At 59.5% G+C, this 26,351-nt stretch carries 22 protein-coding genes; 14 read left to right on the forward strand and 8 right to left on the reverse strand.

The features are described from left to right. Nucleotides 1–119: 119 nt before the first annotated feature. The 3 genes from O9H32_RS31710 to O9H32_RS31720 form a co-directional block, all read right to left on the reverse strand. Entirely contained in the window at nt 120–614 is a 495-nt protein-coding gene (locus O9H32_RS31710) for a phosphoglycerate mutase family protein (RefSeq protein ID WP_269870083.1), read from the reverse strand. Between the two features lie 62 nt (nt 615–676). Continuing rightward, entirely contained in the window at nt 677–1,330 is a 654-nt protein-coding gene (locus O9H32_RS31715) for a hypothetical protein (RefSeq protein WP_269870084.1), read from the reverse strand. A gap of 64 nt (nt 1,331–1,394) precedes the next feature. Then, nucleotides 1,395–1,742, reverse strand: coding sequence for a winged helix-turn-helix transcriptional regulator (locus O9H32_RS31720; RefSeq protein WP_269870085.1), 348 nt, complete (start codon nt 1,740–1,742; stop codon nt 1,395–1,397). 145 nt (nt 1,743–1,887) lie between these two features. On the opposite strand from O9H32_RS31720, the gene O9H32_RS31725 reads away from it, so the two are divergent. Next, nucleotides 1,888–2,658 (forward strand): SDR family NAD(P)-dependent oxidoreductase, encoded by a 771-nt coding sequence (locus O9H32_RS31725; protein WP_269870086.1) that lies wholly within the window; start codon nt 1,888–1,890, stop codon nt 2,656–2,658. Between the two features lie 105 nt (nt 2,659–2,763). Here O9H32_RS31725 and O9H32_RS31730 read toward each other — a convergent pair whose 3' ends face one another. The 3 genes from O9H32_RS31730 to O9H32_RS31740 all read right to left on the reverse strand — a co-directional run bounded on the left by O9H32_RS31730 (nt 2,764) and on the right by O9H32_RS31740 (nt 6,349). After that, a complete protein-coding gene (locus tag O9H32_RS31730) occupies nt 2,764–3,186 on the reverse strand; it encodes a hypothetical protein (protein ID WP_269870087.1) in 423 nt (140 codons plus the stop codon). Between the two features lie 347 nt (nt 3,187–3,533). Next, nucleotides 3,534–5,288, reverse strand: coding sequence for a histidine kinase (locus O9H32_RS31735; protein WP_269870088.1), 1,755 nt, complete (start codon nt 5,286–5,288; stop codon nt 3,534–3,536). Nucleotides 5,289–5,677: 389 nt separating this feature from the next. Beyond that, nucleotides 5,678–6,349, reverse strand: coding sequence for a response regulator transcription factor (locus O9H32_RS31740; protein ID WP_269870116.1), 672 nt, complete (start codon nt 6,347–6,349; stop codon nt 5,678–5,680). Nucleotides 6,350–6,554: 205 nt separating this feature from the next. On the opposite strand from O9H32_RS31740, the gene O9H32_RS31745 reads away from it, so the two are divergent. The 7 genes from O9H32_RS31745 to O9H32_RS31775 all read left to right on the forward strand — a co-directional run bounded on the left by O9H32_RS31745 (nt 6,555) and on the right by O9H32_RS31775 (nt 15,569). After that, nucleotides 6,555–6,899 carry a DUF4870 domain-containing protein gene (locus tag O9H32_RS31745; protein ID WP_269870089.1) on the forward strand — a complete coding sequence of 115 codons (345 nt, stop codon included), beginning with the start codon at nt 6,555–6,557 and terminating at the stop codon, nt 6,897–6,899. Between the two features lie 314 nt (nt 6,900–7,213). Then, nucleotides 7,214–8,422 carry a GRAS family protein gene (locus O9H32_RS31750; RefSeq protein WP_269870090.1) on the forward strand — a complete coding sequence of 403 codons (1,209 nt, stop codon included), beginning with the start codon at nt 7,214–7,216 and terminating at the stop codon, nt 8,420–8,422. Nucleotides 8,423–8,498: 76 nt separating this feature from the next. Next, nucleotides 8,499–9,920 carry a sensor histidine kinase gene (locus O9H32_RS31755; RefSeq protein WP_269870091.1) on the forward strand — a complete coding sequence of 474 codons (1,422 nt, stop codon included), beginning with the start codon at nt 8,499–8,501 and terminating at the stop codon, nt 9,918–9,920. Between the two features lie 229 nt (nt 9,921–10,149). After that, the gene (locus O9H32_RS31760) at nt 10,150–10,767 is read left to right on the forward strand and encodes a nitroreductase family protein (protein WP_269870092.1); all 618 of its coding nucleotides are present in this window, start codon (nt 10,150–10,152) and stop codon (nt 10,765–10,767) included. 325 nt (nt 10,768–11,092) lie between these two features. Further along, nucleotides 11,093–12,883: a sensor histidine kinase gene (locus O9H32_RS31765; protein WP_269870093.1), complete on the forward strand. Its 1,791-nt coding sequence runs from the start codon at nt 11,093–11,095 to the stop codon at nt 12,881–12,883. 4 nt (nt 12,884–12,887) lie between these two features. Then, nucleotides 12,888–14,480, forward strand: a complete 1,593-nt coding sequence (locus O9H32_RS31770; RefSeq protein ID WP_269870094.1) for a response regulator transcription factor — start codon at nt 12,888–12,890, stop codon at nt 14,478–14,480. A 162-nt stretch (nt 14,481–14,642) separates the two neighbouring features. Next, complete coding sequence (locus O9H32_RS31775; RefSeq protein ID WP_269870095.1) at nt 14,643–15,569, forward strand: EamA family transporter; 927 nt, start codon at nt 14,643–14,645, stop codon at nt 15,567–15,569. A 54-nt stretch (nt 15,570–15,623) separates the two neighbouring features. On the opposite strand, the gene O9H32_RS31780 is transcribed toward O9H32_RS31775, so the two are convergent. Next, nucleotides 15,624–16,367, reverse strand: a complete 744-nt coding sequence (locus O9H32_RS31780) for an MFS transporter (RefSeq protein ID WP_269870096.1) — start codon at nt 16,365–16,367, stop codon at nt 15,624–15,626. Nucleotides 16,368–16,393: 26 nt separating this feature from the next. Between O9H32_RS31780 and O9H32_RS31785 the strand changes: the two genes are divergently transcribed. Further along, entirely contained in the window at nt 16,394–16,732 is a 339-nt protein-coding gene (locus O9H32_RS31785) for a winged helix-turn-helix transcriptional regulator (protein WP_269870097.1), read from the forward strand. 272 nt (nt 16,733–17,004) lie between these two features. On the opposite strand, the gene O9H32_RS31790 is transcribed toward O9H32_RS31785, so the two are convergent. Next, nucleotides 17,005–18,663 carry a PhoX family protein gene (locus O9H32_RS31790; protein ID WP_269870098.1) on the reverse strand — a complete coding sequence of 553 codons (1,659 nt, stop codon included), beginning with the start codon at nt 18,661–18,663 and terminating at the stop codon, nt 17,005–17,007. Between the two features lie 213 nt (nt 18,664–18,876). Here O9H32_RS31790 and O9H32_RS31795 point away from each other — a divergent pair, with 213 nt between their 5' ends. The 5 genes from O9H32_RS31795 to O9H32_RS31815 form a co-directional block, all read left to right on the forward strand. Beyond that, the gene (locus O9H32_RS31795; RefSeq protein WP_269870117.1) at nt 18,877–19,329 is read left to right on the forward strand and encodes a GNAT family N-acetyltransferase; all 453 of its coding nucleotides are present in this window, start codon (nt 18,877–18,879) and stop codon (nt 19,327–19,329) included. 169 nt (nt 19,330–19,498) lie between these two features. Beyond that, nucleotides 19,499–20,023, forward strand: a complete 525-nt coding sequence (locus tag O9H32_RS31800) for a phage tail protein (protein ID WP_269870099.1) — start codon at nt 19,499–19,501, stop codon at nt 20,021–20,023. 35 nt (nt 20,024–20,058) lie between these two features. Then, the gene (locus O9H32_RS31805; protein WP_269870100.1) at nt 20,059–20,559 is read left to right on the forward strand and encodes a phage tail protein; all 501 of its coding nucleotides are present in this window, start codon (nt 20,059–20,061) and stop codon (nt 20,557–20,559) included. Nucleotides 20,560–20,592: 33 nt separating this feature from the next. After that, nucleotides 20,593–21,114: a phage tail protein gene (locus O9H32_RS31810; protein WP_269870101.1), complete on the forward strand. Its 522-nt coding sequence runs from the start codon at nt 20,593–20,595 to the stop codon at nt 21,112–21,114. A 71-nt stretch (nt 21,115–21,185) separates the two neighbouring features. Next, on the forward strand, nt 21,186–26,351 hold a 5,166-nt coding region (locus tag O9H32_RS31815), incomplete at its 3' end, for an Ig-like domain repeat protein (RefSeq protein ID WP_455072802.1).

Below are 26,351 nucleotides of genomic sequence, written 5' to 3' on the forward strand. Positions count from 1 at the left end.
TCGTAGAACTCGCTTGATCGCATTTGCATGTTGCCATCACTCCCTTTTGTCCAGGATACCTTCACTATACAAGATATCATTTGGGAATGTAAGCGATTTCTTGTCGAATTAGATCCTTATTAGTTTAAATGACAGGTGCTGTTTGAAAATTTTAAAATATTTGCTTTGGGATGATAGTGTAAGAAATGAATCCCGGTGTTGTTGGTATCAAACCAGACATTAGTATTTGAAGATAATTGGGTGAAACTCCCAATAATTTTCGTAATAGCTCCTCCGTGAGAAACAATGGCAACTCTTTTATATTGACTGCTATTCTCTTTAATATAAGAAAAGATTTGTTGGATTCGCTCATGAAATTTCAAGTCGCTTTCATTAACTTCCTGCTCACATAGATCTTCAAGATATTTCACTTCGCAACCAACGATATTCGCTAAAATCTCCGCCGTTTGCTGTGCACGTTGAAGTGTACTTGACCATATTAACTCAGGTGGAAATTCTTTTGAAACACGGACGGACATTTTTTTACTTTGTTCAATTCCTAAGCTTGTTAACGGTTCAAGTACATTTACGCTCTCATCCTCTGATTCTCCATGCCGAATTACTAGTATCTCCATTCGTTTCACCTCAATTATTTGATTCCCGCTGCTCGTCCGACCGCCTGCAAAAGTGTATTGATTCAAATATCGTTATCCGCTACTCGTATACCTAGACGAGCCAACTCTGTAATCGCCGCCTGCACATCCCGCCCAGGATTCAAACAAGCAATGATCTCTGCCGATATGGCAGTTCCCCCGTAAACTAAGCGAACAGCTTCGAGTTGGACAGGTATATCATAATAGGCCTCAGCCCAATCCACGTAATTCTCAGGAGTGTATTCAATATATCCAAGTAGATAATCTGAACCATCGTTAAATTCCTGAGGATTCTCAATATCGTCAGTTTTCCATTCAGAATCCCCCTTCTTCCACCACAAACAGAACGTAACGTCTTCTTTGTCAAACCTATGGTCGTCCAAATAGGTAAGTAGCTCTGGCGGCGTCTCTTCATACATCCCCTGACCAACTCCATATTCATCTGCCGCATGGGGGCTAAGTGGCGATTCATGGTCAAATCCCTTTATAATGGTCCCCTCCAGTGCGAAGACGATATATAGATCATCCCCTGCGCCGTTATCGATAATCCCCAGTGAAGTATTCGCTGTCCAATTCGGTTCATAACGATGAACACGCAGCCACTCTTCCGGACACAAGATAACATCCAAAACAGCCAATACCAACAAATGCTGTCTTAAAGTCTCTGGATCAGGAAGTGGTTTCATCCATTTTTTCATGTTCTCACCTGTCTCTCGCTTAAACAGTTATGTACCGGCTTTCCCTTTGGCAGTGAATGAGAGGTCAGCCGCCCGAGGAATGAGGATGCCGGTTTGCTCGTTCATTGTAAAGATCTCCCCATTCTTTCATCAGCAGAATAATGGGGTTCAAGGTTTTACCAAATTCAGTAAGTGAGTATTCTACCTTTGGCGGCACCTGATTGTACGTTTTGCGCTCTATGATTCCTTCACGTTCGAGCTCACGTAGTTGTAAGGTAAGAATATGATGCGTGACCTGAGGGTAAATTCTGCGGAGCTCGCCGAACCGCTTCGTTCCGCTCATTAAGTGATAAAGAATTACCCCTTTCCACTTTCCACCAATAACGTCAAACGTCGTTTCGACTGGACACTTAGGTTCTGGAGTATTTTCCATCCCGTGACCCCCTTGCATAGTATTATTTTTGTTACTTAGTATTATTTATTTGCGTACTTTAAGTATATTGCTAATCTAAATATAATGAAATGGCCAACGGCATCCAATAGGTGAAGGGGAGATTGCAATGGGGAACGCGAACGACATGAAGAGATTTGAGGGCAAGACAGCGATTGTCACTGGAGGCGGCACCGGGATGGGCCGCGCTGCAGCGTTAAGGCTCGGTAGAGAAGGCGCCAATGTTGTCATAGCGGGTCGACGGACGAAAGAGCTTCAAGACGTTTATGAAGAAATTGTCTCTCAGGGAGGTAAGGCCCTCGCTGTTCAGACTGACATTGCTGATCCTCGTCAGGTCGAAGCGCTTGTAGACAAGACGCTGGATGTGTTTGGAAGTCTGGAAATGGCTTGGAACAACGCCGGGATTCTTGGTGCTTTTTCACCTGTGCACAAACTAACCTTTGAAGATTTTGATACCCTGATGTCGGTCAATCTGCGCGGTGTGTTCGCCTGTCTAAAATACGAAATCGCAGCAATGCTCGACCGTGGAATCCGAGGCTCGATCGTTAACACTTCTTCGTGGACGGCGCATGGGGCAATGCCTGGTACTTCAGGCTACGCGGCCTCAAAGGGAGCACTCGATGCAATGATGAGAACCGTGGCGTTGGAGGTTGGTCCTAGCAGCATTCGAGTTAACAATGTAAGTCCTGGAATGATTGCAACCCCGATGTCTCAGGAGGTTCTAAGCGACGAGACTACGGCGCGTCCCTTCGTCAAGCAAACGCCCTTACAGCGGGTGGGGCAATCCGAAGACGTGGCGGATGCAGTGGTCTGGCTTCTCTCTGACGATGCTCGTTTTGTTACCGGTCAGAGCATACTCGTAGATGGCGGTTACACTATCGGTGGTTTGCGCCCGTGACAGAACGAAGCGATTGTTTGGAGCCAAACGGCAGCCGAATGTGAATTCCCGGCTGCCAAGGTGCCTTAATTGAGCTATCGTGCCCAATAGCTTATCTGCTAGACTTCACACAATTGTTGCACAGTAACCTGTTTTCTTACCTTTTTCAACTGCATTGATATAACCATCGAAGTAATAGGGTATCTCATCTTCTTTGCCATTCTGAATTCTACCTCTAACCTTATCGAAAGCAAAAATTGAAATTGAAAATTCCGGCTCACCAGTAACTAAAACAGGTTGTTCTCTATCTTGCATCCAATAGTACTTCCCGCCATAATTCCTTCTAGCTACTTCGAAAATGTAACTTCCAAACATAGAAGCAACAGAATCCAAAGAATCATTATCTATTTCATACTCACATAATTCTTCAAGAATATCGTCTACTTGACGTAAGCTTTGTACACTAAAATCGAAGTTTCCTTTATCGGAAAAATGATTTGTGAAGCTTTCTGCCGTCGAGATCATGTCTTGTTCTAATCTGCTTTGCATAAATTCTAGCCTCCGATATTGAATGCAATGGAATATGGACATATCCGAAAATGTCTAATTTTCACTTTTACACCCCAAAGGGCTGGCTATGATTTCATCCCAAACCGGCGGTTTTCCTTGCCACGTTGATGAATTAGTCCCGTATTCAAAAAAAGTATGTATTCAGCCGGTAAGGTCCGCCACAAGTATGAAATGCGAAAGTGTTTATATTGAATTCGTGACTGCCCGCAGATTACCTGCTTTGGAAGAAAACTGGGGATACCCGGGGGAGACGGCCCGTGCGGAAAGGATGCACTGGGGCCGGCGGGAGGGAGGGAAGGAGGGAAGGGGGGGGGACGCTTGATTGGTTATTCAACCGGGAGCACGATGGCTAACCGGCAGCCGTCCGGTTCGCCGGCGGAGAGGTCCAAGGTGCCGCCGAGCTGCCGGACCCGCTCCTTCATGGCCGTGAGGCCGAAGCCCATCGGGGCTCCGTCGTAAGGCCTGCCGTCATTGGTCAGCAGGAAGTGAAGCGCCTGCTCTTCCTGGGCGAGACGGAAGGAGAAGCGCCGGCTCTCTCCATGCCGCATGCCGTTCGAGAGCCCCTCCTGCAGCGCTTGGTAAATGACCTTCTTCTGCAGGGGGCTCAGCGGGGGAATGAAGGAGATCAGGTGATCGACTTCGATGCCTGCGGTATCCTGCGTGTCATGGAGCAGCCGGCGCAGCGCATCGCCGAGATCGTATTCCGCGGAGCCTGCAGAGAGCAGGTGGACGGAATGGCGGATTTCATGGAGGCTTTTGCGCACAAGCTCCTGCGAGACGTCCAGCTTCAAGAGCCCTTGGTCATCGTGCTTGCGCAGGAGCCGCTTGGCGGCTTCCATCTGCACGACCGCGGTTGTCAGCGTATGCGCTACAATATCGTGAATCTCGCGTACGATGCGGCCCCGTTCTTCGGCTACCGAGAGGGCGGCTTCGGCTTCGGCCGTCTCCCGCAGCGCTTCGCACAGCCTCCGGTCCGCTTCTTCCGGCAGGCAGGCGGGTCCGCCTGCGGTTTCCTTTACCTGAGGAGGCCCATCCCTAAGCTGCTCGGCCGCCGGCGCTTCGCGATTCGCAGTCTGACGCAGCCCGGGCGCCTCCTTGCTCCGGCGCTGCCGGTAAGCCCGTAAGGCCGCCCAGGCCGACATGACGAGGGAGAGGAGCAGCAGGGGAGGGTACAGCACGGGGATGGTTTCTTGATACAACACCCCGTCCAGGAGGGCGGCCCCGAGGCTGAAGAGGAAGCAGCCAAGCAGGAGCCGGCGAATCCATCTATAAAGCCGGGGCAGTGTGCTGCCGTACAGGGTGCCGAGCATCGCAGGCAGGGCATAGGCCCCGGCGGGGAGGGCCAGCAGGCTGAGCTCGCGCACCCGGTACGGCAGGAGAATCGCAGCGGCTTCGGCCGACAGCAGGCAGCCGCAGGCTGCTGAGCCGGTGAGGAGAGCGGCATACAAGGAAGCCGGTTCCGCCTGCCTTCGGAGGAACCGCAGGCAGGCGGCGGCCGCAGCCGCCAGGAGGAGGGTGCCGGACACGAGACGGGGGAGGTCCTGGCGGATCAGCCCCCGCCATAGGTTCTCCCGGCTGTCCATGACAAAGCTTGCGGACGGCAGCCCCCTGCCGTCGTGGTATATGCGTACATAGAGCGTCTGCGGCCCGGGCCGTCCGGCGGATGGCGCCCCCGCATCCAGCTCCGTCCATGGCGGCGAGCTCTCCAGGCGCCGCTCGCCGAGGAAGAGCTCGTATGCCGGCAGCCCTTGGATATACAGTGCCGGGTGATCTCCGGGGTCTTCGGGCAGAAGGCGCTTCAGCCACAGGTAGCCCGTATACCGCTTCCCTTCGTACTGGGGAGCGACTTCGTTCCATGGCATCCAGCGTCCGGCGGATGCCTGCCCGCTCTGGCCGCCTTCAGCGGGAAGATCGCCGATATGCACGGACCATCCGCCGTTCTGTAGGCTCAGGTCGTACCCGGCGGGGGCGGGCGGCGGAACCGGGAGGAGACCGAGCAGGCCTGCTCCCGTGCCGAGCAGGGCGAGCAGCAGCCCGGCGGCCAAGAACCGCCTGAAGAAGGCGGTAATTCGGATATACATAACGGTAAGGCCCCCTTCCCGGCGATCGGGTCTGCCGTCCGGGGGAATGGCGGAAGAGTCCCGGGCCGCACAGCCTGATGAATGGTGATAAACCGCACAGTTTCCGATGTATCCTCTCTACTATGAGGCATGGGACAGTCACATGATAAGTGACCGCAGTCATAAGTTCCTTCCCGGGCGGCAGGACGAACCGCCCACGCCCCAAGAACCTGCCCCGGAGGGCAGCGGGAGCGAGGCGGGAGGGGCGCTGTACTTTCGCAGCACGCACCCAAAAAGGCAGGCCAAGCCGGTGCGCTTGGTCTGCCTTTTTGGGTGCGGTTATATCCTTGGTTTTGTTTCCAAGGTTTCTTTTTGATGCTTCACGGAGGCTTGCTCTACAGGTTCATTCTCTAAGGCGTCATCCATTCTTTCAAGGCCAGGATGGCCTTCGTCCGGTCGTTGGTGCCGATCTTGTTGTATATCATCGACACGTAGTTCTTCACCGTGCCTTCGCTCATGAACAGGTGCCCCGCGATTTGGCGGTTATTCTTGCCTTCCATCATGAGCGAGATGATGTTCTTCTCCCGTTCCGTGAAAGAGATTCCTTCCGATTTGAGCCGTTTCGGGTCGAATTCGGCAGTGGCTGCAGCTGAGGCTGAAGAGAGACGGGCTGCGAGCTTGGAGGCGATCACCGCCGGCATCATCAGCTGGCCTTTGACGCAGTCGCGGATGGACTGGATGAGCCTATCCCCGGGCATATCCTTGAGCAGGAACCCCGAGGCGCCGTTTGCAAGCCCTTCCACGATATAATCGTCTTCCGCGAAGGTGGTGAGGATGAGGATGATCGTGTCCGGATAAAGCTTCTTGATCCGCTTGGTGCTCTCGATCCCGTTCATAATGGGCATCTGTATATCCATCAGCACGAGATGCGGCCGCAGCTGCTCCACAAGCTCGAGGGCCTGCTGTCCGTTCTCGGCCGTACCGACGACTTCGAGGTCGTCTTCGAGCGTCAGGATCGTGTGCAGCCCGTCACGCATCAGGGTTTGATCGTCCGCGAGGACAATGGTCGTCACGCTGTTCATGGTATTCACTCCATTTCATGCTTCCCATTATAAATCAATCAGGAGGCAATGAGAATGCCCGGTTGTCCTCTTCCCCACAAAAAATATGACCGTCCGCATGATGCCGGTAACTGGTCATTATGACTCTGAAGGTCCTATGATGAGTAGCAGAGGCCGCGGCTGCTGCAGCCGGTCCATCCCATAACGATTGAGGTGTTACTGAAGTATGAATCCGATAGAACCGAACCGTCCCGTGTCCGAAGCCGAAGACCGGGAGCGGAACAAGACGGCCGCCGTACTGGCCTATATCCTGTTTTTCCTGCCGCTGCTTACCGCCAAGGATTCCCGCTTCGCCATGTATCATGCGAACCAGGGCCTCCTCCTGCTGCTGGGCGCCATGGCGTTCAATATTGTGCTCGGAATCATTCCCGTCATCGGCTGGCTGCTCATGCCTGTAGCCAACCTCGCGGTATTGGCGTTCGCCGTCCTCGGGATGATGAAGGCGGCCCGGGGCGAGTGCAGACCGCTGCCGGTGGTAGGAAGCATCACATTGATTCCTTCGCCGGAGTAATCCGTCCCCTCGCATGGTGCGGAAGTGACTGACCGGCATCGCGCCCGCTCTTATAGGAGGGCAATCTGTTCCTCTATGGCTATCTAGCCCATAGCAGGTGGAAGGAAGAGCCTCTCCCCGCATGCAGGGCTTCACACAACACCTGCTGACGTACCCACCCGAAGCCCATAAGACGCTTATCAGATGCTTATCAAATGCCTAGTAGACTTCCGGATCTAGATAGCCTAATCGGTCGTCCCCAATCGACGTCTTGTCTTCTCCTTTCCCTTGTCTGCCGCACCGTCTCCCCATCCCCCCACAAAGGAGCGATCCCCATGTCCCCGAACTTCCCGCCTCCCGGCGGCTCCAGCGCGGTCCTGCCGCGTCCCCTCCCCGGCCGCCGCATCTTCGCGGCGCCAGTCCCCCTGGCTCCCCCGGTTCTACCGGCCCCTGCAGCGGATCCCCTGCTGCTCCCCCCGGGAGCTTACTCTGAGCTGCGCTCGCTGCTGGCCGCTGCCCTGATCGGCCCCGAGGCGGCGGCTGTGCGCCTGCAGCGCTGGCTCGGCAGCCTGCCGCAGGGCGCACGGCTTCCTGCCCTGTGGGGCGCCGCGCTGCTGCAGCGGCTCGACCCCGCCGCAGGGGCGGCTGCGCAGCGGCAGCTTGCCCTGCCGGCCGTGCCGCAGAGCGCCGGGGCCGGCGGCCTCGAAGCCGCAGGGCACCACGCAGCGGCCGGCCTGCTCGCGCGGTTGACGCCGCCCGGGGGCGAGCTGCGGCTGCTGCTGCTCGGCCCCGGCAGCGCCGGCGCGGGCGCCGCACTGCTCGAGCAGCTGCGCTCGGCGGGCCGCACTCTCCCCGCGGGGCTCACCGTATACGCCGCGGAAGCGGACCCGGCGGCCCTCCGCGAGGCGGAGAGCGGGCTCCGGCAGGCCGGCAGAGCCTGCGGTCTGCCCGTTCGCTTCCATACACTGCCGCTTCACAGCACCATAACATTGCTGCCGGATGCTCTGCCGGCGGGGCTGTCCGCAGGCCCCGGGACGCTGCTCGCCTATGCGGCGTGCGGCCTGCCGGGCGCCGCGTCCGGTCATCCGCCGCTGCCAGCGGAGGCGCTTACGGCTGTCGCACGGCTGCGCCCGCGCGCGCTCGTGCTTAGCGCGCCGGATGCGGACTTCGCCGGCAGCAGCGATGTGCTTGGCCGCTTCGAGGCCGCCTGGCCTTATTACGAAGCGCTCTTCCGCTGGCTGGGCGACCGCATGCTCTCCTCCGGCGTACGGGCCGGGCTCCACGCCCGCTACGGGGCGGGGCTGGCGTCGGTCCTAGGCCCGTCCGCCTCCGCTGCGGCATTTGCGCGGGAGGGCGTACGCACGGCGGAGTGGATCCGCCGCCTGCGTGCGGCAGGCTACCGCCCGGCTCCCATCCCGCCCGGTACGGGGGGCGGGAGCACCGGAGCGGACGGGCTCCGGGAGCAGCCGCACCCGTGGTATTACGGCTTGTCTTACGCCGGGGTCAACCTGCAGTCCGTCCTTTGTGCTATTCCTGCTTTTTGACCGGGCTTCCGTGGGGTATAATGGAGGAAGGTTATGGCAATAACGGAGCAGAGCCGTCCGCCGAACCGGAGGTATCATGCCCTTTTCCAAAATATTCTTCATTAACATTTCCCTGCTGGTCACGATGTCGTATCTGACCAATCTCCTCTATAAGTACGGCGCCAGCCGGTTCCGCTGGTTCGGCTTGATGTCCTCCAGGATACGGAATGTGCTTCTCTCGGCCCTGCTGGTGGGTGCGGGCTGGATCACGATTGCCTTCGGGCTGCAGATCGGCGGTTCGATTATTTTTGATATGCGGCTCGTGCCGCTGATCGTGAGCATCTTCGTGTTCCGGCACCCTGCGATGCCGCTGTTCGTCGGAGTCGGCATCGGACTGGTCCGTCTGTCCTTTGGCTGGAATCATGCCGCCTTGGCCGGATGCTTGAACTTGGCGCTGCTCGGTATCGCCGCTGCGGGACTGCATGTAGGATTCAGCCGGAGTAAGGCGGGTTATCCTGCGAATATGCTGGTCTCGCTGGCTGTGATCAATATGCTGAATGCGGTGAATCTGGCTTTGTTCGGGGCCATGTCCTCCTGGGCATACCTGACCACCGTCATGCCGTACACCCTGCCGCTCGGGACAGGACTCAGCGCGCTGTTTCTCTTCATGCTGCGGGACTTCTATCTGGAACGGCGGCGTACCATGGAGCTCCAGGCGACCAATGCGCTGCTGCTCGAGCAGAAGAGCGAGCTCGAGAGGGCCAAGGCGGTGCTCGAAGAACAGGCGCGCGAACTGAAGGAGTCCTCCCGGTACAAGTCGGAATTCCTGGCGAATATGTCGCATGAGCTGCGGACACCGCTCAACAGCATCATCACGCTCTCGCAGCTGACCGCCGACGGGCACGAGGGCCGTTTCACGGAAGAGGAATTGCAGTTCCTCGGCATCATCCGGTCTTCCGGCGAAGCGCTGCTCGGGCAGATCAACGACATTCTCGACTTGTCCAAGCTCGATGCAGGCCGGCTGGAAGTGTATGAAGAGGAGGTGTCCGTGCACGAGGTCGCACAGATTCTCGAGCATACCTTCGGCTGGGCCGCCGGGCAAAAGAGACTCGCCTTCTCCGTTGCGGTAGCCGGGGATGTCCCCGAGATCATCCGTACTGATGCGGCGCGGGTGCACCAGATTCTGAAGAATCTGCTCTCCAATGCGGTCAAGTTCACGGCAGCCGGCCGGGTATCGCTCGATATCCGTGCAGTCTCCCAAGGACCCCAGGGGCAGGAAGGCGGCTGGGTGGCGTTCTCCGTGCTCGATACGGGGATCGGCATCAGCGCGGACAAGCATACGCTGATCTTCGAAGCGTTCCGCCAGGCGGACGGTTCGATCTCCCGCAAGTACGGTGGAACGGGCCTTGGGCTCTCGATTTCGCTGGAGCTCGCGAAGCGGCTCGGCGGTCATCTCGGCGTAGTCAGCGGCCAAGGAGAGGGAAGCGCCTTTACGCTGTATCTGCCCCTGCGTGCCTAGATTCGTTCAGCCCGGACCCGCGAAGGGCCCGGGCTCTTCGCGGGTCCGGCGGTATGCGTCCGGGGTCCTGCCTTACTGCCGTATAAAATCCTGGCAGGCTGGTCAAAGTAGGAAGGCTGAAGAAGGATTTTGACGATATTTGTAAAGAAAAATTTACGAATGGTTATGTACTTTACAAAAGTAAGCGTGTGGGGTATGATGGAAAAAACGAGATATGGGAGTGAGTTTGATGAGCCAAGTAAACCAAACAATCAGCGCGGAAGAGGCCATTCTGTCCCGCCATTCCGTACGTAAATATGAGCGTGACGTCGTGATTCCGGAAGCGGAGCTAACCGAGATTCTTTCGCTGGCCCACAGCGCCCCGTCCTCGTGGAACCTGCAGCACTGGCGTTTTCTCGTAATCCAGGAGCAGGCGAACAAAGACCGCTTGCTGCCGATCGCCTTCGGCCAACAGCAGGTGTCCGACGCCTCCGTCGTCGTAGTCGTCCTGGGCGACCTGGAAGCGAACCTGAACGCTCCTGTCGTCTATGAGAATGCGACACAGGAGATCCGCGACATGATGGTCGGACAGATCAACGGCGCGTACGCGAACAACCCGGCTGTCGCCCGTGACGAAGCGATCCGCAACGCATCGCTGGCCGCCATGCAGCTGATGCTCGCAGCCCGTGCCAAGGGTTACGATTCCGTGCCGATGGGCGGCTATAACCCGGCTGCTCTCATCGAGGAGTTCAAGATTCCGGCCCGTTACGTACCGGTTATGCTCCTGCCGATCGGCAAAGCGTCGAGCCCGGCCCGCGCGACCGAGCGTCTGCCGCTGGATCAAGTTGTCGTGAACGAAAGCTTCTAATCCCTTATGCTTCGCAGAACCCCTGACTTGGGCCATCCGGCCGGGCGGGGGTTTTTGACTTGCACTCCTTTTTGATTTGCTCCCTTATTCCGAAGCAGCCCGCTCCCGCATCTTCGGCTGCCTCCTCCGCCCATGTCTAATTTGCAGGGGAAAAGATGCGCACTAGGCCCTGTAGGCACAGGATAGGGCTTGGAGTATAATACAGGGTAACATTACCGGACATACGGACATCCACGCCCTCAAGCCCGAAGGTAAGCGTTATCATCCTATTCAGCAGGCCGCCCCGGGTGGACAGGGCACTTCGTCCGGTCTCGAGGTGACAATTATGAATCCGGTTACAGCGGTGATCCGATGGTCCAATAACATCAACATCCGCAATAAGCTCATCCTCTCTTTTGTTCTCGTGGTATTCATCCCGGTCATGCTGGTCGGCGGCTTCCTGACGTACGAGTTCCGGGAGACGGTCCTCGACCATGCGACACAGCAGACTTCGAACAACGTGGACAAAATCAAGCAGCGGACGCTGGAGATCATCCGGATCCCGATCGACGTATCGAACAAGCTGCTGGTGGACTCGCGGCTGAGCTCCTTGGTCAATACCCGTTACGATTCGACTTACCAGGTAGTCGAGGCTTACCGCAATTATTCCGAATTCAGAGAGTATAACCAGCTCTATAAAGAAATTCTGAATATCCGGCTTTACACGAGCAACCCCACGCTAATCGACAACTGGGATTTCATCCAGCCGGATGCTGCGACGACGGGCTCGTTCTGGTACCGTAATGCGATGGCCAACAACCGCGATACGATCTCCTGGCATTATATCGAAGACGAGACGCAGAACCGCGAGAAGTATCTCAGCCTGGTGAGACGCGTCGTGTTCCATGACTACCGGACATCGGGGGTGCTGGTGATCCCGATTAACGCGGACTCGCTCAATGCGGTCGTCCGGCAGGAACCGTTCGATACGATGATCATGGATGAGCAGGGCTATATCGTAGCGGCCAAGAATCCGTCCTGGGTCGGCCGCAACGCCGCCGAGCTTGATCTCGGGCCGGACCTGCTCGGCCGGAAGACGGGAACCTACGAAGCCGAGTTCGGGGGCAAGCCGTCGAAGGTGCTGGTGGAGGATCTGCTGCCCGAAGCGAGCGGGAACGGGCTGAAGATCGTTTCGATTTTTACGATCGAGAGCATCGTCAGCGGGGCGAACCGCATTGCCCTGATGGGGCTGGTCATCATCCTGACGAGCTTGTCCATCGCGATGGTGCTCATCTTCTTCTCTTCGAAGCTGCTCTCGAGCCGTCTCTTCCGGCTGAAGGAACAGCTCGTCCAGGTGTCCACCGGCAATCTCAACGTCGCCTCCACGATCGACGGCAACGATGAGGTGGGCATGCTCTCCCGCCAGTTCAATTACATGGTGGAGAGCATCCGGACGCTGATGGAGGAGGTGAGCGAATCGAACCGCCAGAAGAGCAGGCTCGAACTCCAGCAGCGGGACATCAAGCTGAAGATGATGGCGAGCCAGATCAACCCGCATTTTCTGTTCAATGCGCTCGAATCGATCCGCATGAAAGCCCATATGCAGGGACAGGCGGAGCTGGCGGCGATCGTGCGGTCCCTCGGCAAGCTGCTCCGCAAGAATCTGGAGATCGGCGGGGGCCGCATTCCGCTGACCGAGGAGCTGGAGATCGTCAGGTGCTATCTCGAGATCCAGACGTTCCGCTTCGAGGACCGGCTGACCTTCAAGCTGGAGCTCGATCCGCTGGCCCGCGATGTGCCGCTGCCGCCCCTGATGATTCAGCCGCTGGTCGAGAACGCGATCATCCATGGGCTCGAGAGCCGCGAGGAGGGCGGGGTCGTCGAGGTGCGGACGAAGCTGGAGGAGGATCACCTGCATGTCGAGGTGATAGACAACGGGCTGGGGATCGGACCGGAGCGCATGGCCTTCATCGAACGTTCTCTGGCGGACCGGGATGGGGAAGAAGGACAGCGTATCGGTCTGCGCAATGTGCATCAGCGTCTTCATCTGACGTATGGCGAAGGGTACGGCCTGCAGATTACGAGCCAGCCCGAGGCCGGCAGCCGGATCCAATTCATGATCCCGATAGGAGGCTAACGTGATGTGGAAAGTGTTGATTGTCGATGACGAGCTGTCGATCCGCAAAGGGCTCCGCACGCTGATCGACTGGCAGCGGTACGGGTTCGAAGTGGCGGGGGATGCCCCGAACGGCCGGGAGGGGCTGCGGCTGCACGGGGAAGTATCCCCTGACCTCATGGTTGTCGATATCAAAATGCCCGGTATGGACGGCCTGCAGCTGCTGGGGGAGATCCGCAAGACGGACCCGGCGTGCCGGTTTCTCATTCTGAGCGGCTATGCGGATTTTCACTATGCGAAGCAGGCGATCGGCTGCGGCGTGGACGGCTATATGCTGAAGCCGGTCGACGAGGAAGAGGTGCACCTCCAGCTCGAACGGATCGCCGCCGAGCTTGAACGCAAGGCGCAGACGCACCTGCGGTCGGGCTCGAAGTTCCGGGAGGAGCTGCTGCGCGGCGTGCTGACGGGCGGCGCAGCGGCAGACGAGATGGACAGCGCGGAGCTGCTGGAATTGACCGGTGGTCCGGGAAGCACCTGCGGTATTGTCCTGCTCTCGCTGACCCCGTGCGACGGCGGGGAGACGCCGGTGGAAGCCCACGGAGCCGCCAGGCGGTGGCTTACGGAGCGGTTCGACGGGGCGGGCTTCGTCTTCGCCGCCGAGCCTTACCTCGGCCTGCTGCTCCGGGAGAACCCGGGCATGCCGAAGGTGCGCCAGCGCTTATTCGAAGAGCTGGGCGAAGGTCTGGCCCCGCTGGGGCTCGGCTTCAAGGCTGCCGCGGGGCCTGCCGCAGGCCATCCGGCGGGCCTCGCCGCTTCCTATGCGGGGGCGTACCGGCTGCTCCGCCATCGGTTCCTCTTGGACGGCAAGGAGATCCATACCCGTCTGGAAGCGGAGCTGGAGGCTCTGGCGGCAGGGGAGGCGAAGCCGGCAGAGAAGGCAGCCGCCGCTGCGGCTGTGGAGAAGTGCGCCGAGAAGCTGTATTTTGCCTTGGATCTCGGGGACAAGGCAGCGGCCCTGGCTGCGCTGGAGGAGGCCGGGCGCCATATGCTGCGGCAGGACCCGGCTGAGCAGGCCGTGAAGACGCGGTTCGCCCAGCTGGTGACGGTGGTGCTGGGCAAATGGTCCGCGGGCGGAACCTCGGCCCAGCCGCGGGTGCAGGACGGTATGCCGGTCGTGGCCGGCCTCTACGGGCAGCCAAGCTACCAGGCGATGCTGCGGTACATCGGCGCCGCTTTCGAGCAGCTGATCGATGAGGCCGGCAGTACCAGCAACGAGCCGGTGCTGAAGCAGATGCTGCATTTTATCCAGCGGCATTACAGCGAGAACCTGAAGCTCGAGACCTTAGCCGAGCTCTTCAAGTACAACAGCGGCTATCTTGGCAAGCTCTTTAAGAACTACACGGGAGACAGCTTCCACACCTACCTCGACAAGGTGCGTATCCGGCGCGCGATCGAGCTGCTCGGCGAAGGGCTCAAGGTGCATCAGGTCGCCCAGCTGGTCGGATACGCCAACGTCGACTACTTTCACAGCAAATTCAAGAAGTACGTCGGCATGCCGCCGTCCGCGTACAAGGAGAAGCCGCAGCGTACGGAGGTCCGTGCGGGCGGACAGGTATAGACGACCTGTGAGGCAGGAAGGAGCGCCGCTCCGGACATCTTCGAAGAGAAGACGGACCGGCAGCGGCGTTCTTTGGGGTGCATCCCATTATAAGTAAATGGACACTATTCAAATCTCCCCCCTCATGTTATGTTACTGGGATAGAAAAAGGGGGGGAGCGCATTGAAAGCCAAAGGGGTTCCGATGGTCATCACCGCCGCTGTCGCCTGGGGATTGTCGGGCATCGGGGCGCAGCTGTTCTTCTCGCACTTCGGCGGGGAGCCGGGCTGGCTCGTATCGGTACGGATGCTGTCCGCCGGCATATTGATGATAGTGCTGGCATGCCTAAGGCAGGGGGCGACCGGCATATTCGCGGTCTGGTCGCACAAGAAAGACCGCCGCTCTCTGCTCCTCTTCGGGCTGGTAGGGATGCTTGGTGTGCAGTATACGTTCTTCGAAGCGATCGACTCCGGCAATGCCGCGACGGCCACCCTGCTGCAGTATTTGGGTCCGGTGTTCATTATCGCCTATATTTCCCTGCGGGTGAGAAAGATGCCCGGCGGCCGGGAGCTTGCCGCGTTCGCCCTGGCGCTCGCCGGAATCTTCCTCATGACGACCGGGGGTTCCTTCGATTCCTTGACGATGTCCCCCGAGGCATTCGTATGGGGCATCCTGTCGGCCTTGGCTGCGGCGGTCTATACGCTGTACCCGGGCAAGCTGCTCGCCGCCTGGGGATCCGTACCCGTCGTAGGCTGGAGCATGCTGATCGGCGGCACCGGACTTGCCCTGCTCCACCCGCCTTGGGCGTTCGATTGGAGCCAAGGCTCGCTGTACTTGTTCGGGCTGCTTGCTTTTATCGTGGTCATCGGGACGATTATCCCGTTCTTCCTCTTCCTCGAAAGCCTCCGGTATGTGACGCCGGCCAAGGCCAGCATCCTGAGCAGCGCCGAGCCGCTCACCTCGGTGCTCGTAGGAACGGTGTTCCTCCATATTCCCATGGATGCGGTACAGCTGCTCGGCAGCCTGTGTATCATCCTGACGGTGATCGTACTGACGGTGCCCTCCCGCCATAAGGCGGAGGATGCAGGCGAGCGGACCGTCTCGGGGTAACGAAGGTCTCTGCCCATAGGCAGGGGCCCTTTTGCTGTTCAAGACGGGCGGTCCTCAGGAACGTATGGCATGTGAGGGAAGCGGCGCACCGGCCTTTTGTGTGCGTGCAGAGAAGGAGACGAAGGCGGCGAGCAGGCTGAGCAGGGCCGCGAGGCTGCCGATCCAGGGGTTGAACTGGACCGTGTCCGTCCAGTCCACGACGGCCCCTCCGGCCCCGGCCCCCACCGAGATTCCCAGGTGGATCACGGACAGATTGAGGCTGAGCACGAGATTGCTCGACTGGGGCGCCTGCTGGATAAAGTAGGTCTGCAGGGCCGGCGCACTCATGAAGAGAAAGCTGAACCAGAGTGTGATGAGGAGGACGCTGGCGGTCAGCGAGGCGGTGACCAGGGGAAGCAGCCCCAGACTGACGGTCGTCAGGGCCAGGGTGGCGGTGAGCATGAACACGCTGCCCCGCCGATCAACCCCGATCCCGCCCAGCCGCGAAGCGAGCATGCCCACGACCCCGAGCATCAGCATCACGGCGCCGAGCAGGGAGGCGTTCAGGTGGAGCACCTCTTGGAGGTAAGGGGTGAGGTAGGTCAGCAGGACCGAGTTGCTGCCGTTGCCCAGCAGGGATACGAGCAGGCCGCTCAGAATGACGGGGTTGCGAAGGACCGAGAACCGCGCCCGGAAGGAAACATGCGCATCTCCTTCTATCTCGGGGAGCAGCCGGAGGAGCAGCAGGGAGACGAGCAGACTGACCGCAGCCAGGGCCGCGAAGATGGCCTGCCAGCTCCACCATGCGGTGATGACCAACTATACTTTGGTAAGCGGGTGAGGGCATGGAGCCTTGTCGTGAGGTACAGAAGCACTCGAACATCTGCGACGTCTTGCAAATTTTGGGCGCCAAATGGGCTTTTCTTGTGATTGACGAGCTGCAGAGGGGGCCGCAGCGGTTCAAGCAGCTGCAGCGCAGTGTAGCGGTGGTCAAAACCCAGTCCCTGACCGATACGCTGCGTCATCTGGAGCAGACGGGCATTGTCCTCCGCGAGGTGTTCCCTACTGTTCCCGTGACGGTGGAATACTCGCTGACCGAGAAGGGGCAGGACTTCCACCGGGTGCTGAAGGAGATGGATCAGTGGGCGCTGAAGTGGAGAATCCGGGATAGCCAGGTAACGTAAAAAAGGCCGCTCTCTGAAGAGCGGCTTTAGAGCGGTTCCTCTCTGGAGGACACAGCTTGATTGTATTTTTCCAAAGAGAGGAACTCCAGTTCTTCTCTTTTCTTTTGTAGGTGGCCCGGGTCACTCTGTCAGCCGTATGGGACGGCTTGTTCCGTGGAGCAGCCAGCCGGAGCGGCAGGACAGCATCCTCTGCTGCAGCGTGAAGCACCCCCGCTGAAGATCAGGATGCTGCCTCGGTCAGCAGGGAACGCACTGCGGCTGTCCGGATGCCGTTATCCTCTGACGGCCACCAGCGCGGAACGCGGTGCCGAGCTTCCCGGCAGGTGCTGCCACGAGCTGACCACGGCCTTGTCTGCGCCGCCGGCAGTGCCTGGGTGCTGCACGGACAGGAAGAGCGTCTGTTCTCCCGGCGTGAACGCCGGCGAGGCAAAGGCTGCCCCAACGGGAGCCGAGGCGAACGGGGTGATTCCGCTGCCGGACGGGGCGAGCAGATCGAGCACATAAAGACCGTTGCTGCCGTACCGGCTATAGGCCGAGCGCAGCAGGCGGTCCGGCGCCACATCGGCGGCGATCCACAGCCTGCCGCTGCGGTCGAAAGCGAGATGCCCCGGCGAGGTGAACCCGCTCTGCGGACCGCCGGTGGCTGTGATCTCGAACTCGAAGGCCCCGGCTGCCGCATCCCCTTGTTCTTCCACGATCCGAAGAATCTGGCCGTGCACGCTCGTGTCCACCAGCGACACGTACAAGCTGCCGTCCTGCGGATGGAGCGCTGCATCGCCTTGGCGGCCCAGCGGCGTCGCACCCAGCAGGAGAGCGGCTTCGGCGGCATGGACCAGCACGTCCGCCGGCTCCCGGAACAGAGCCTGAAGCTGCTCCTGCGTATACTTGACCGCATGCGGCAGATCTAGGCCGGGGGAGCGCAGCACCTGCTTCAAGGTGCCGAGCGAGAGCTCGATCCACCGTCCGTTCTCCAGGTCCGCCGCATACAGAGTACCGTCTGTGAGCAGCTCCGAATTGGCTGTTCCGCGCGCCTCATCGAACCGGCCCCGGCTCACATACTTGAACAGGGGCGATTCTTGTGCTGCATCCCCCATATAGACCACCACGCGTCCGTCCCGGGCCAGCTTCATCGGTGCGCCGGAGTGGCGGAAGCGGCCGAGTGCCGTATGCTTGCGGGGCTTGAAGGCAGAGCTCGCAGGATCGATCTCCGCAGCCCAGCCGTAATGGCTCGGGTCCAGCCCCGCGTCGTGGCAGGTGCTATCCCAGCTGCCTTCGGAGGTCAGTATCGTTCCCCATAGGGTCACGGCTCCGGTCCGGTTGCCGAGCGTCCCCTGCACTTGGACAGCGCCGCGCACCGCAGCGGTCCCCCGCACAGGCCCGGTCAGCTCGAACGGATCGAGGCCGGTAATGCGTCTGGCCGCTGTGGAGGCCGTATCCATCCGCCAGCGCCCGTCCGCACCGCGGTATACCTCAAGGACGGACGCCCCCTGATTGTACAGGCAGCTGCGGATCTGCTCTGTTGTGTAGGCGCCCTCGCTGCGGCCGCCATGTGCCCACTGCGGGCTGGAGGTTTCGTGGTCCACGTACAGAAGGCCCTTGACGCGCGAGCCTTCCTCCGGGAGGAAGACAGCGGAGGCGCTGTCATACCCGAACGTATCGCCCTTCGGATTGATCACGTCCCCGTATGCTGCGATGACATCGTAGGCAAAGCCTTGGGGAAGCGTCAGCTCATCGGTGGAAACGGGCTTGCCTGCGAGGGAACCGGAGGTTACGACCGGTGTCTCCTGGTCGAAGAGCAGCGAGGCCGCCTTGGCCGTGCCGCTTCCGCCGAGAAGGGAATCGAGCCCCGAAGCCGCCGTTACAAGCGTAGCTGCACCGGTGCCGAGATAGGCAAGAAAATGGCGTCTGGAAATAGGTTTATGGGTACTCATATGCCCTCCGATTGTCGATTATTGTTTTTTCATGTCGCATAATGGGGGATTAAGAAAAAAATATAGTAGGATCGTACTGGTTTCATATATAATAGATTAGCATAAATATACAATGGCAACTAGGACTCCTATGATAAATTTCTTCATCTTCCATTGGTTCAGCGGGTCTGATGCAAGGCGGCTGACGAGAAAAAGGGGGGCGTGCCATTGAAGATGAGCCCGGTTTGTCCGGAGGACGAGCCTCTCTTGTATTCGCTGTATGCGGCTTCACGGCAGGAGGAACTGGATGCCTTGGGGTGGGGACCGCAGGAGCGTGTGGCGTTCCTGTCCATGCAGTATCGGCTTCAGCAGCAGGCTTACCGTGCCCAGTATCCGGCTGCAGTCCATCTCATCATTGCTCATGAGGAGCAGCGAATGGGACAGATGCGGATAGACCGAAGCGATCGTGAGCTCCGGCTTGTGGATCTTTCGCTACTGCCTCAGTGGCGGGGCCAGGGGATGGGAACGGGGATCCTGCGGGAGCTTCAGTCGGAGGCGCGGGCTGAGGATCGGAGCATACGGCTCAGTGTGCTGGAGGGCAATCCTGCCCGAAGGCTGTATGAGGGGCTTGGCTTCGAGACGGACGGAGAGCCCTCGGTCTACCGGCAGATGCTGTGGAAGCCTTGAATACGGTGCGCAGCTTTCGATCCGTAGCGGTGAGTTCGTCAGAACATGCCGTGCCTGGGAGGCGGCAGATGCATCCATTTGGGTTTGAATCAGGGTTATGGGAACCGGATCAAACCAAAACCGGATCAAACCAAGTGGACTGATAAAAACAAGAACAGGATGTGACAACATGTCAGAACCATATATAGGCGAGATCCGCATGTTCGGCGGCAATTTTGCTCCCCAAGGCTGGGCTATTTGTAATGGTCAGCTGCTGTCCATCGCGGACAATACGGCCCTCTTCTCCTTAATCGGCACTACCTACGGGGGCGACGGACAGTCCACCTTCGGTCTGCCTGACCTGCGCGGCAGAGCCCCGGTCCACCAAGGTCAGAATCCCGTGACGCGGAGCCATTTTACTATGGGGCAGATGAGCGGAGTGGAGACTGTCATGCTGACTCAGGCCCAGATTCCGGCGCACACCCATACGGTGCAGGCACAGAAGGAACCCGGAACGGCCGGCAGTCCTGCCGGTGCCGTATGGGCTGCTTCGGCAGTCAATCCTTACGCGGCTCCGGCCGGAGCGCCCAGCGGAGCCATGCATCCGGCGGCCGTAGCCCCCGCGGGCGGGAATCAACCGCATGATAACATGATGCCGTATCTGGCGATCCAGTTCATCATTTCCTTAGAGGGGATTTATCCGTCCCAGAACTAAGGCCCAGCGAATTCAGATAAAGGAGCATCCGTACTATGAGTGAATCTTTTATAGGGGAGATCCGGGCATTCCCTTTTGGTTTTGCCCCGAAGGGATGGGCAACCTGCAGCGGTCAATTGCTCTCGATCAGCCAGAATCAGGCGCTGTTCTCCATCCTTGGCACGACCTATGGCGGGAACGGGCAAACCACCTTTGCGCTGCCCGATCTTCGCGGGCGGGTGCCTATCCATGTCAGTGCTGCAGCACCACTTGGCATGATCGCGGGTGAGGAGTCCCATACGCTGACGATTAGCGAGCTTCCCTCCCACACGCATCAAGTGATGGCGAGCTCCTCCGCTGCATCGACGAATCAACCGGCGGGCGCAGTCTGGGCGAAGCAGACGGCCGCAGGTTATGCTGCCGGCGCCCCGAATACGGCGATGGGACCGGCTGCTCTGTCGGCTGCCGGAGGTTCCCAGCCTCACACGAATATGCAGCCTTACGCTGTAGTGAATTTTTGCATTTGTCTTGAGGGGATATATCCGAGCAGAAGCTAGCCATGGCAGGAACAGAAAGGAGTTGTTATTCTTTTGGAACCGTTCTTAGGTGAAATCCGAATATTTGCGGGGAATTTTGCCCCGAGAGGCTGGGCCTTCTGCAACGGCCAGCTGATGGCCATTGCCCAGAACACGGCGCTGTTCTCTCTGCTTGGCGTCATGTACGGCGGGAACGGCAGGACAACCTTCGCTCTTCCTAACCTGATGGGAAGGGTGCCGATCGGTGTCGGCCAAGGCCCCGGATTGAATAATCGTACACAGGGAGAGGCAGGAGGAAACGACACGGTGACGCTGTTGAACTCACAGATACCATCCCACACGCACACGGCAGCTGCGCACTCCTCCTCCACACAGTCCAGCCCGGAAGGGGCGGTGTGGTCCAAGACCGGCGGGCGCCAAGGTCCTGCTGCCTACGTGGCGGCCGCACCGGACACCCCGATGAGCCCGCAGGCAGTGGGCATTGCGGGAGGCAACCAACCGCACAACAACCGGCAGCCTTTCCTGGCGGTGAATTACATCATTGCCCTCGAAGGCATATACCCGCCCCGAAGTTAATTTTTTTCGTTTAAGCTGAGATCCCGGCGCCGGATCGGTGAGGTGACCGGGAGGACCAGGGAGGCCACATGTTGAATCGGAAATACGCTTCTTATGCAGCACCGGTTGATCCGGCGGCTCCCCGCCTTGTGCGGTGGAGTATGTTTTGTTTATGGGCGGTGCTGCTTTGTCTGCTTGTACCGGATGGATCCGCTCAGGCGGCGACTTTTACCGTCAAAGATACGGCTGATACCGTCGACGCCTCACCAGGCGACGGGGTGTGCGCCGATGCATCCGGTGCGTCCGGGAAATGTACGCTCCGTGCAGCCATTATGGAGTCGAACACACTCCCCGGGGCGGATACCATCAACGTGGATCCGGGCGTGTACACGCTAAGCAGGAACGGAACGGATGAGAACGGGGCAGCCACGGGGGATCTCGATATTCTTGGCGAACTTGTGCTCACCGGATCGTCCGGCAACGCTGAAGGGGATCCGGCAGCGACGGTGATCCAGGCAGGGACCAGCGCCGCCACGGGCATTGACCGGGTCATCGACATTAACCCGAATCTCGATCTGAATGTGAACGTAACGGTCCAGGCGCTGACTGTCCGCAACGGCCGGGGCATGGACGAATACGGTGCCGGGATTGCTGCCGATTCGGGCAGCGGCACGATTCGAATTTATAACTCTATCGTAAGCGGCAATACTTCGCTGAGTGGGAACGGGGCAGGCTTGTATCTATCGGGCGGCAGTCCGGCGGGAAAACTCCTCGTCGACAAAAGCCGGATCGTGGGCAACATCTCGTATAACCGTGGCGGCGGGGTTTTTGTGGAAGGCGTGGCGGCCTTCACCATGACCGGCACGACAGTGGAGGGGAATACGGCCACCGCCGGAAGCGGGGGCGGCCTCTTCCTCATCGGAGACGCCCAGCGTACGGTCTCCTCCAGCACTATTGCGGGGAACACCGCCAAAGGAACGGCCGGAAGCAGTCTCGACGGGCTGGGCGGGGGCATTTATTCCGTGTCCAAGCTCAATCTGGATAATTCTACGATCAGCGGCAATGTAGCGGTCCGGGATGGGGGCGGACTCCAGCTGGCGTATGCGGTGGATGGTGCTTACCTTATTCGCAATGCCACGATCTACGGAAATACCGCAGATTCGGATAACAATGCAACCGGCAGCGGCGGAGGTATCGGGATTCAGGCCGGTACGGCCTCTCCGCTGATCCATAATTCCATTGTCGCAGGCAACAAGCTCGGTTCCCAGGCGGCTAGTGATTTGTTCGGCTCCGCAGCAGGGGGGAGCAGCTACAACCTGATCGGTACCGGAGGGTCCGGCGGGCTGGTGAACGGAACTGCCGGGAACAAGACCGGTGTCAGCGACCTGCGGCTCGGAGCGCTCGCCGATAACGGCGGCCCGACGAAGACCCACGCGCTTCTGGCAGGGAGTCCGGCGCTCGATGCGGGTACAGCCGCCCAGGCGCCGGGAGCGGCAGACCAGCGGGGTACGGCATTCGCCCGTACGGCGGATGCGGCGGATGCTGACTCGGCGGCGGTTGTCGATATCGGGGCTTTCGAAGCGCACCCGAGCATCGAAGATCTGCCCGATGCCTCGATGGGCTCGGGCGGCACGCTGCCGGTTACGTTCCACATCGGCGATGCGGCTCTCGGCGTAGATACGGTGACCGCGGTCTCGAGCGATCCCCAACTGATTCCGAATGCGGCGGAGAACCTCGCAGTCTCGGGCAGCGGTGATACACGGACGCTCACGATCAAGCCGGCGCCCGGCCGCAGCGGGACGGCGACGATTACGGTCACCGTCAGTCACCAAGTCGGCGGCGCTGTCCGGTCTATGGCGGATACGTTCCAAGTCACCGTCACGGCCCAGCCGGATCTTGCGATCACGAAGACGCATACGGGCAACTTCCGCAAAGGCCAGCCCGGTACGTACACGATCACGGTCACGAACGTAGGCTCGGCCCCGACCAGCGGCGGGATTACGGTAGAAGATTCGCTTCCGGCGGGACTGACCTTCGTTAGTGTGGAAGCGGCCAGTTGGTCCTGCCAACTTGGACAAGAACCGACAAGGTGTGTTTCGGGGCAAGCCTTGGCGCCGGGAGAAAGCTTTGAGCCGATCGTGCTGAAGGTGAATGTGCAGGCGGATGCGGCATCGACGGTAACGAACCGGGCCGTCGTCTCCGGAGGCGGAGATGGCAACCCGGCTAATAATACAGCAGAGGATAGCACGATCATCGAAGAGATGGCTGCTATCACCACGACGAGTCTGACTTCATCGAAGACGCCGAGTGTCTATGGGGAGAGCGTAACCTGGACGGCCACCGTATCGGTGGTAGCGCCGGATACCGGTACGCCGACCGGCACGGTCACATTCAAAGACGGGGCCACCCTGCTTGGGACCGAAGTGCTGAACGGCTCTGGAACGGCAGTCTTCTCGCGGCCATCGTTGGCGGTGGGCTCGCACAGCATCACCGCCCAGTACAACGGCTCGGCGAATTACCAATTCAGCGTATCCAGTGCTGTGGTGCAGACGGTCAATCTCGGGGCTGCACAGGTAAAGGTTACCGCATTGCCTACGGCGAGCGTCTTCGGCCAGCCGGCTACATTCAAGGCAGCCGTAACAGCCATAGCCCCGGCAAGCGGGACGCCAGCCGGGGAGGTGACGTTCAAGGAAGGGGCCACCGAGCTAGATACGGTGACGTTGGACGGAACGGGAGTGGCTTCGCTGCCTGTGGACACGCTGGCCGCCGGGACGCACCGCATCACGGCGGTCTATAAAGGCTCGTCCTCGTTCGCCGGCAGTGTCTCCGCAGGACTCGACTACACGGTGGAGCGTGCCGATACGGTTGTGGAGCTGAATGTGTCACCGGTCACATCCGCGGTGTATGGCGAGAAGGTTACTTTGAAGGCAGGGGTGACCACAGCCAAACCGGGCGGCGGGACCCCAGCGGGGAACGTCATTTTCATGGAAGGGGCAAAAGTGCTCAGGACAGCTGTATTGGATGGAAGTGGAGCGGCCTATTGGAAGACATCAGACCTGAGTGTCGGTTCGCATACGATAACAGCGGTATATGAGGGCAGCGCCAACCATAAGGGCAGCACGGATTCTGCGAATTTACAGGTAGACCAAGCGGCTACCTCAACGAGCGTGAGTACCAGCGTCTATTCGAGAGTATACGGCGAGCCGGTCGAACTGACGGCTGAAGTGACGGTGAACTCACCGGGCAGGGGCTTGCCCGGAGGCAAGGTGACCTTCCGAAACGGTGCTGACGTGCTTGGCACAGGCCAGCTGGACGAGAAAGGGATAGCGGTCTGGACGGCTGAGGCCGGCTTCCCGGTCGGGACCTACGCCGAAATTACCGCAGAATATGCGGGCGACGAACGGTACATCTCCAGCGTCTCTGAGGCGCTTTCGGAACTGACAGTTGCCAAAGCGGCAACGTCCACTGCCGTAAAGAGCTCTCCAGAAACGGCAGCCGTAGGCGATAAGGTCGAACTGACCGCCACCGTTTCGATAACGGCGCCCGGAAAGGGCACGGCGGGCGGTAACGTGACTTTCAAGGAAGGCGCGGACGTGCTCGGTACGGTCTCGGTGGATGACAGCGGCATAGCTAAGCTGCCCACTCCCGCACTGACCCAAGGCGAGCACACTTACACCGCCGAGTACAGCGGAGATGCTTCATTTGCAGGGAGCGTTTCATCTGTAGTGAAGGTCACCGCTGATCTACGTGCGACTTCTACTTCGCTGAAGAGCTCGGTGAAGCAATCCGTCTATGGGGAGAAGTTCACCCTGACGGCCGAAGTGCAGTCTACAGGCGTGACGCCGACAGGGGAAGTGGTCTTCCTTAGCGGCTCTACAGAGCTGGGCCGCAGATTCCTTGAGGCGGACGGTACAGCCGAGTTTGTCCTGACAGATCTTGTGCCGGGAATTTACGACCTCACCGCTTCGTACGGTGGCGACGGCGATCATGCGGGAAGCGTGTCCGCACAGGGTCTTTCCCTGACCGTAGACCGGGCCGCAACCTCGACGTCGGTATCTCCTTCGGTGAGCAGTGCGGTCTACGGAGAGAACGTCACTTTGACAGCCCAAGTGCTTGTCACTGCTCCTGGGGGGGGCCAGCCAATCGGCACGGTCAGCTTCCAACGGGACGGTCAACCTCTGGGCGATGGGATTCTGGACGCCGAGGGCAAAGCTGAGATTAAAGTCAGCTTCCTGCCGCTCGGCATCTCGGGAATTACGGCAGTCTACGCGGATAGCGGTAACCTGTTCAAGGGAAGCTCCTCCAATTCGGTGAACGTAACGGTCCGCAATCCGGGCTTGGAGCTCGACCGGTATACCTACAATCTGCGGATCGGGGAAAGCCAAGCGACGGTCGTCACGGCGGTGTACGGTCCCGGCGACCGCCGGAATGTGACAGACCAGTCGGTCTTCTCCTCATCGGATGCTTCGGTTGCAACGGTCGATGCAGAGGGAAAAGTCACGGCGGTCGGGTACGGCACAGCCGACATTACGGTCACTTACGGCAGCGAGATGGCTGTCGCCCGTGTAACGGTACCGAGCACGAATACGGCCCTGAAGTCGCTGACATTGACCGTGGGCATGGCCGTTCTTGTGCCGGGCACAGACACCTACGAGGCAACCGTGGGTAGCGGTGCCAGCAGCATCGGTATCCAAGCGGAGGCAGAGAATGCCGGGGCGATGGTATCGATCAACGGCGCTGCGGCCGCACAGGGATCGGCATCGGCTACAGCCGATCTCTCCGAGGGGTTGAATACGTTCGACATTACCGTTACCGCGCCGGACGGCTCCGAGAAGCGCTACATCCTGAAGATCACCCGTGAACACTCGGTGCCGAGCACGAATACGGCCCTGAAGTCGCTGACATTGACCGTGGGCACGGCCGTTCTTGTGCCGGGCACAGACACCTACGAGGCAACCGTGGGCAGCGGTGCCAGCAGCATCGGTATCCAAGCGGAGGCAGAGAATGCCGGGGCGATGGTATCGATCAACGGCGCTGCGGCTGCACAGGGATCGGCATCGGCGACAGCCGATCTCTCCGAGGGGCTGAATACGTTCGACATTACCGTTACCGCGCCGGACGGCTCCGAGAAGCGGTACATCCTGAAGATCACCCGTGAACACTCGGTGCCGAGCACGAATACGGCCCTGAAGTCGCTGACATTGACCGTGGGCACGGCCGTTCTTGTGCCGGGCACAGACACCTACGAGGCAACCGTG

Origin of the sequence: Paenibacillus caseinilyticus (assembly GCF_027533645.1) — a bacterium.
Taxonomy (GTDB): Bacteria; Bacillota; Bacilli; order Paenibacillales; family NBRC-103111; genus Paenibacillus_G; species Paenibacillus_G caseinilyticus.

What these genes read in the sequence shown, in the direction of transcription:
- O9H32_RS31710 (WP_269870083.1), bottom strand. Translation starts at nt 614, where the DNA reads ATGGAGATACTAGTAATTCGGCATGGAGAATCAGAGGATGAGAGCGTA.
- O9H32_RS31715 (WP_269870084.1), bottom strand. Translation starts at nt 1,330, where the DNA reads ATGAAAAAATGGATGAAACCACTTCCTGATCCAGAGACTTTAAGACAG.
- O9H32_RS31720 (WP_269870085.1), bottom strand. Translation starts at nt 1,742, where the DNA reads ATGGAAAATACTCCAGAACCTAAGTGTCCAGTCGAAACGACGTTTGAC.
- O9H32_RS31725 (WP_269870086.1), top strand. Translation starts at nt 1,888, where the DNA reads ATGAAGAGATTTGAGGGCAAGACAGCGATTGTCACTGGAGGCGGCACC.
- O9H32_RS31730 (WP_269870087.1), bottom strand. Translation starts at nt 3,186, where the DNA reads ATGCAAAGCAGATTAGAACAAGACATGATCTCGACGGCAGAAAGCTTC.
- O9H32_RS31735 (WP_269870088.1), bottom strand. Translation starts at nt 5,288, where the DNA reads ATGTATATCCGAATTACCGCCTTCTTCAGGCGGTTCTTGGCCGCCGGG.
- O9H32_RS31740 (WP_269870116.1), bottom strand. Translation starts at nt 6,349, where the DNA reads ATGAACAGCGTGACGACCATTGTCCTCGCGGACGATCAAACCCTGATG.
- O9H32_RS31745 (WP_269870089.1), top strand. Translation starts at nt 6,555, where the DNA reads ATGAATCCGATAGAACCGAACCGTCCCGTGTCCGAAGCCGAAGACCGG.
- O9H32_RS31750 (WP_269870090.1), top strand. Translation starts at nt 7,214, where the DNA reads ATGTCCCCGAACTTCCCGCCTCCCGGCGGCTCCAGCGCGGTCCTGCCG.
- O9H32_RS31755 (WP_269870091.1), top strand. Translation starts at nt 8,499, where the DNA reads ATGCCCTTTTCCAAAATATTCTTCATTAACATTTCCCTGCTGGTCACG.
- O9H32_RS31760 (WP_269870092.1), top strand. Translation starts at nt 10,150, where the DNA reads ATGAGCCAAGTAAACCAAACAATCAGCGCGGAAGAGGCCATTCTGTCC.
- O9H32_RS31765 (WP_269870093.1), top strand. Translation starts at nt 11,093, where the DNA reads ATGAATCCGGTTACAGCGGTGATCCGATGGTCCAATAACATCAACATC.
- O9H32_RS31770 (WP_269870094.1), top strand. Translation starts at nt 12,888, where the DNA reads ATGTGGAAAGTGTTGATTGTCGATGACGAGCTGTCGATCCGCAAAGGG.
- O9H32_RS31785 (WP_269870097.1), top strand. Translation starts at nt 16,394, where the DNA reads ATGGAGCCTTGTCGTGAGGTACAGAAGCACTCGAACATCTGCGACGTC.
- O9H32_RS31790 (WP_269870098.1), bottom strand. Translation starts at nt 18,663, where the DNA reads ATGAGTACCCATAAACCTATTTCCAGACGCCATTTTCTTGCCTATCTC.
- O9H32_RS31795 (WP_269870117.1), top strand. Translation starts at nt 18,877, where the DNA reads ATGAGCCCGGTTTGTCCGGAGGACGAGCCTCTCTTGTATTCGCTGTAT.
- O9H32_RS31800 (WP_269870099.1), top strand. Translation starts at nt 19,499, where the DNA reads ATGTCAGAACCATATATAGGCGAGATCCGCATGTTCGGCGGCAATTTT.
- O9H32_RS31805 (WP_269870100.1), top strand. Translation starts at nt 20,059, where the DNA reads ATGAGTGAATCTTTTATAGGGGAGATCCGGGCATTCCCTTTTGGTTTT.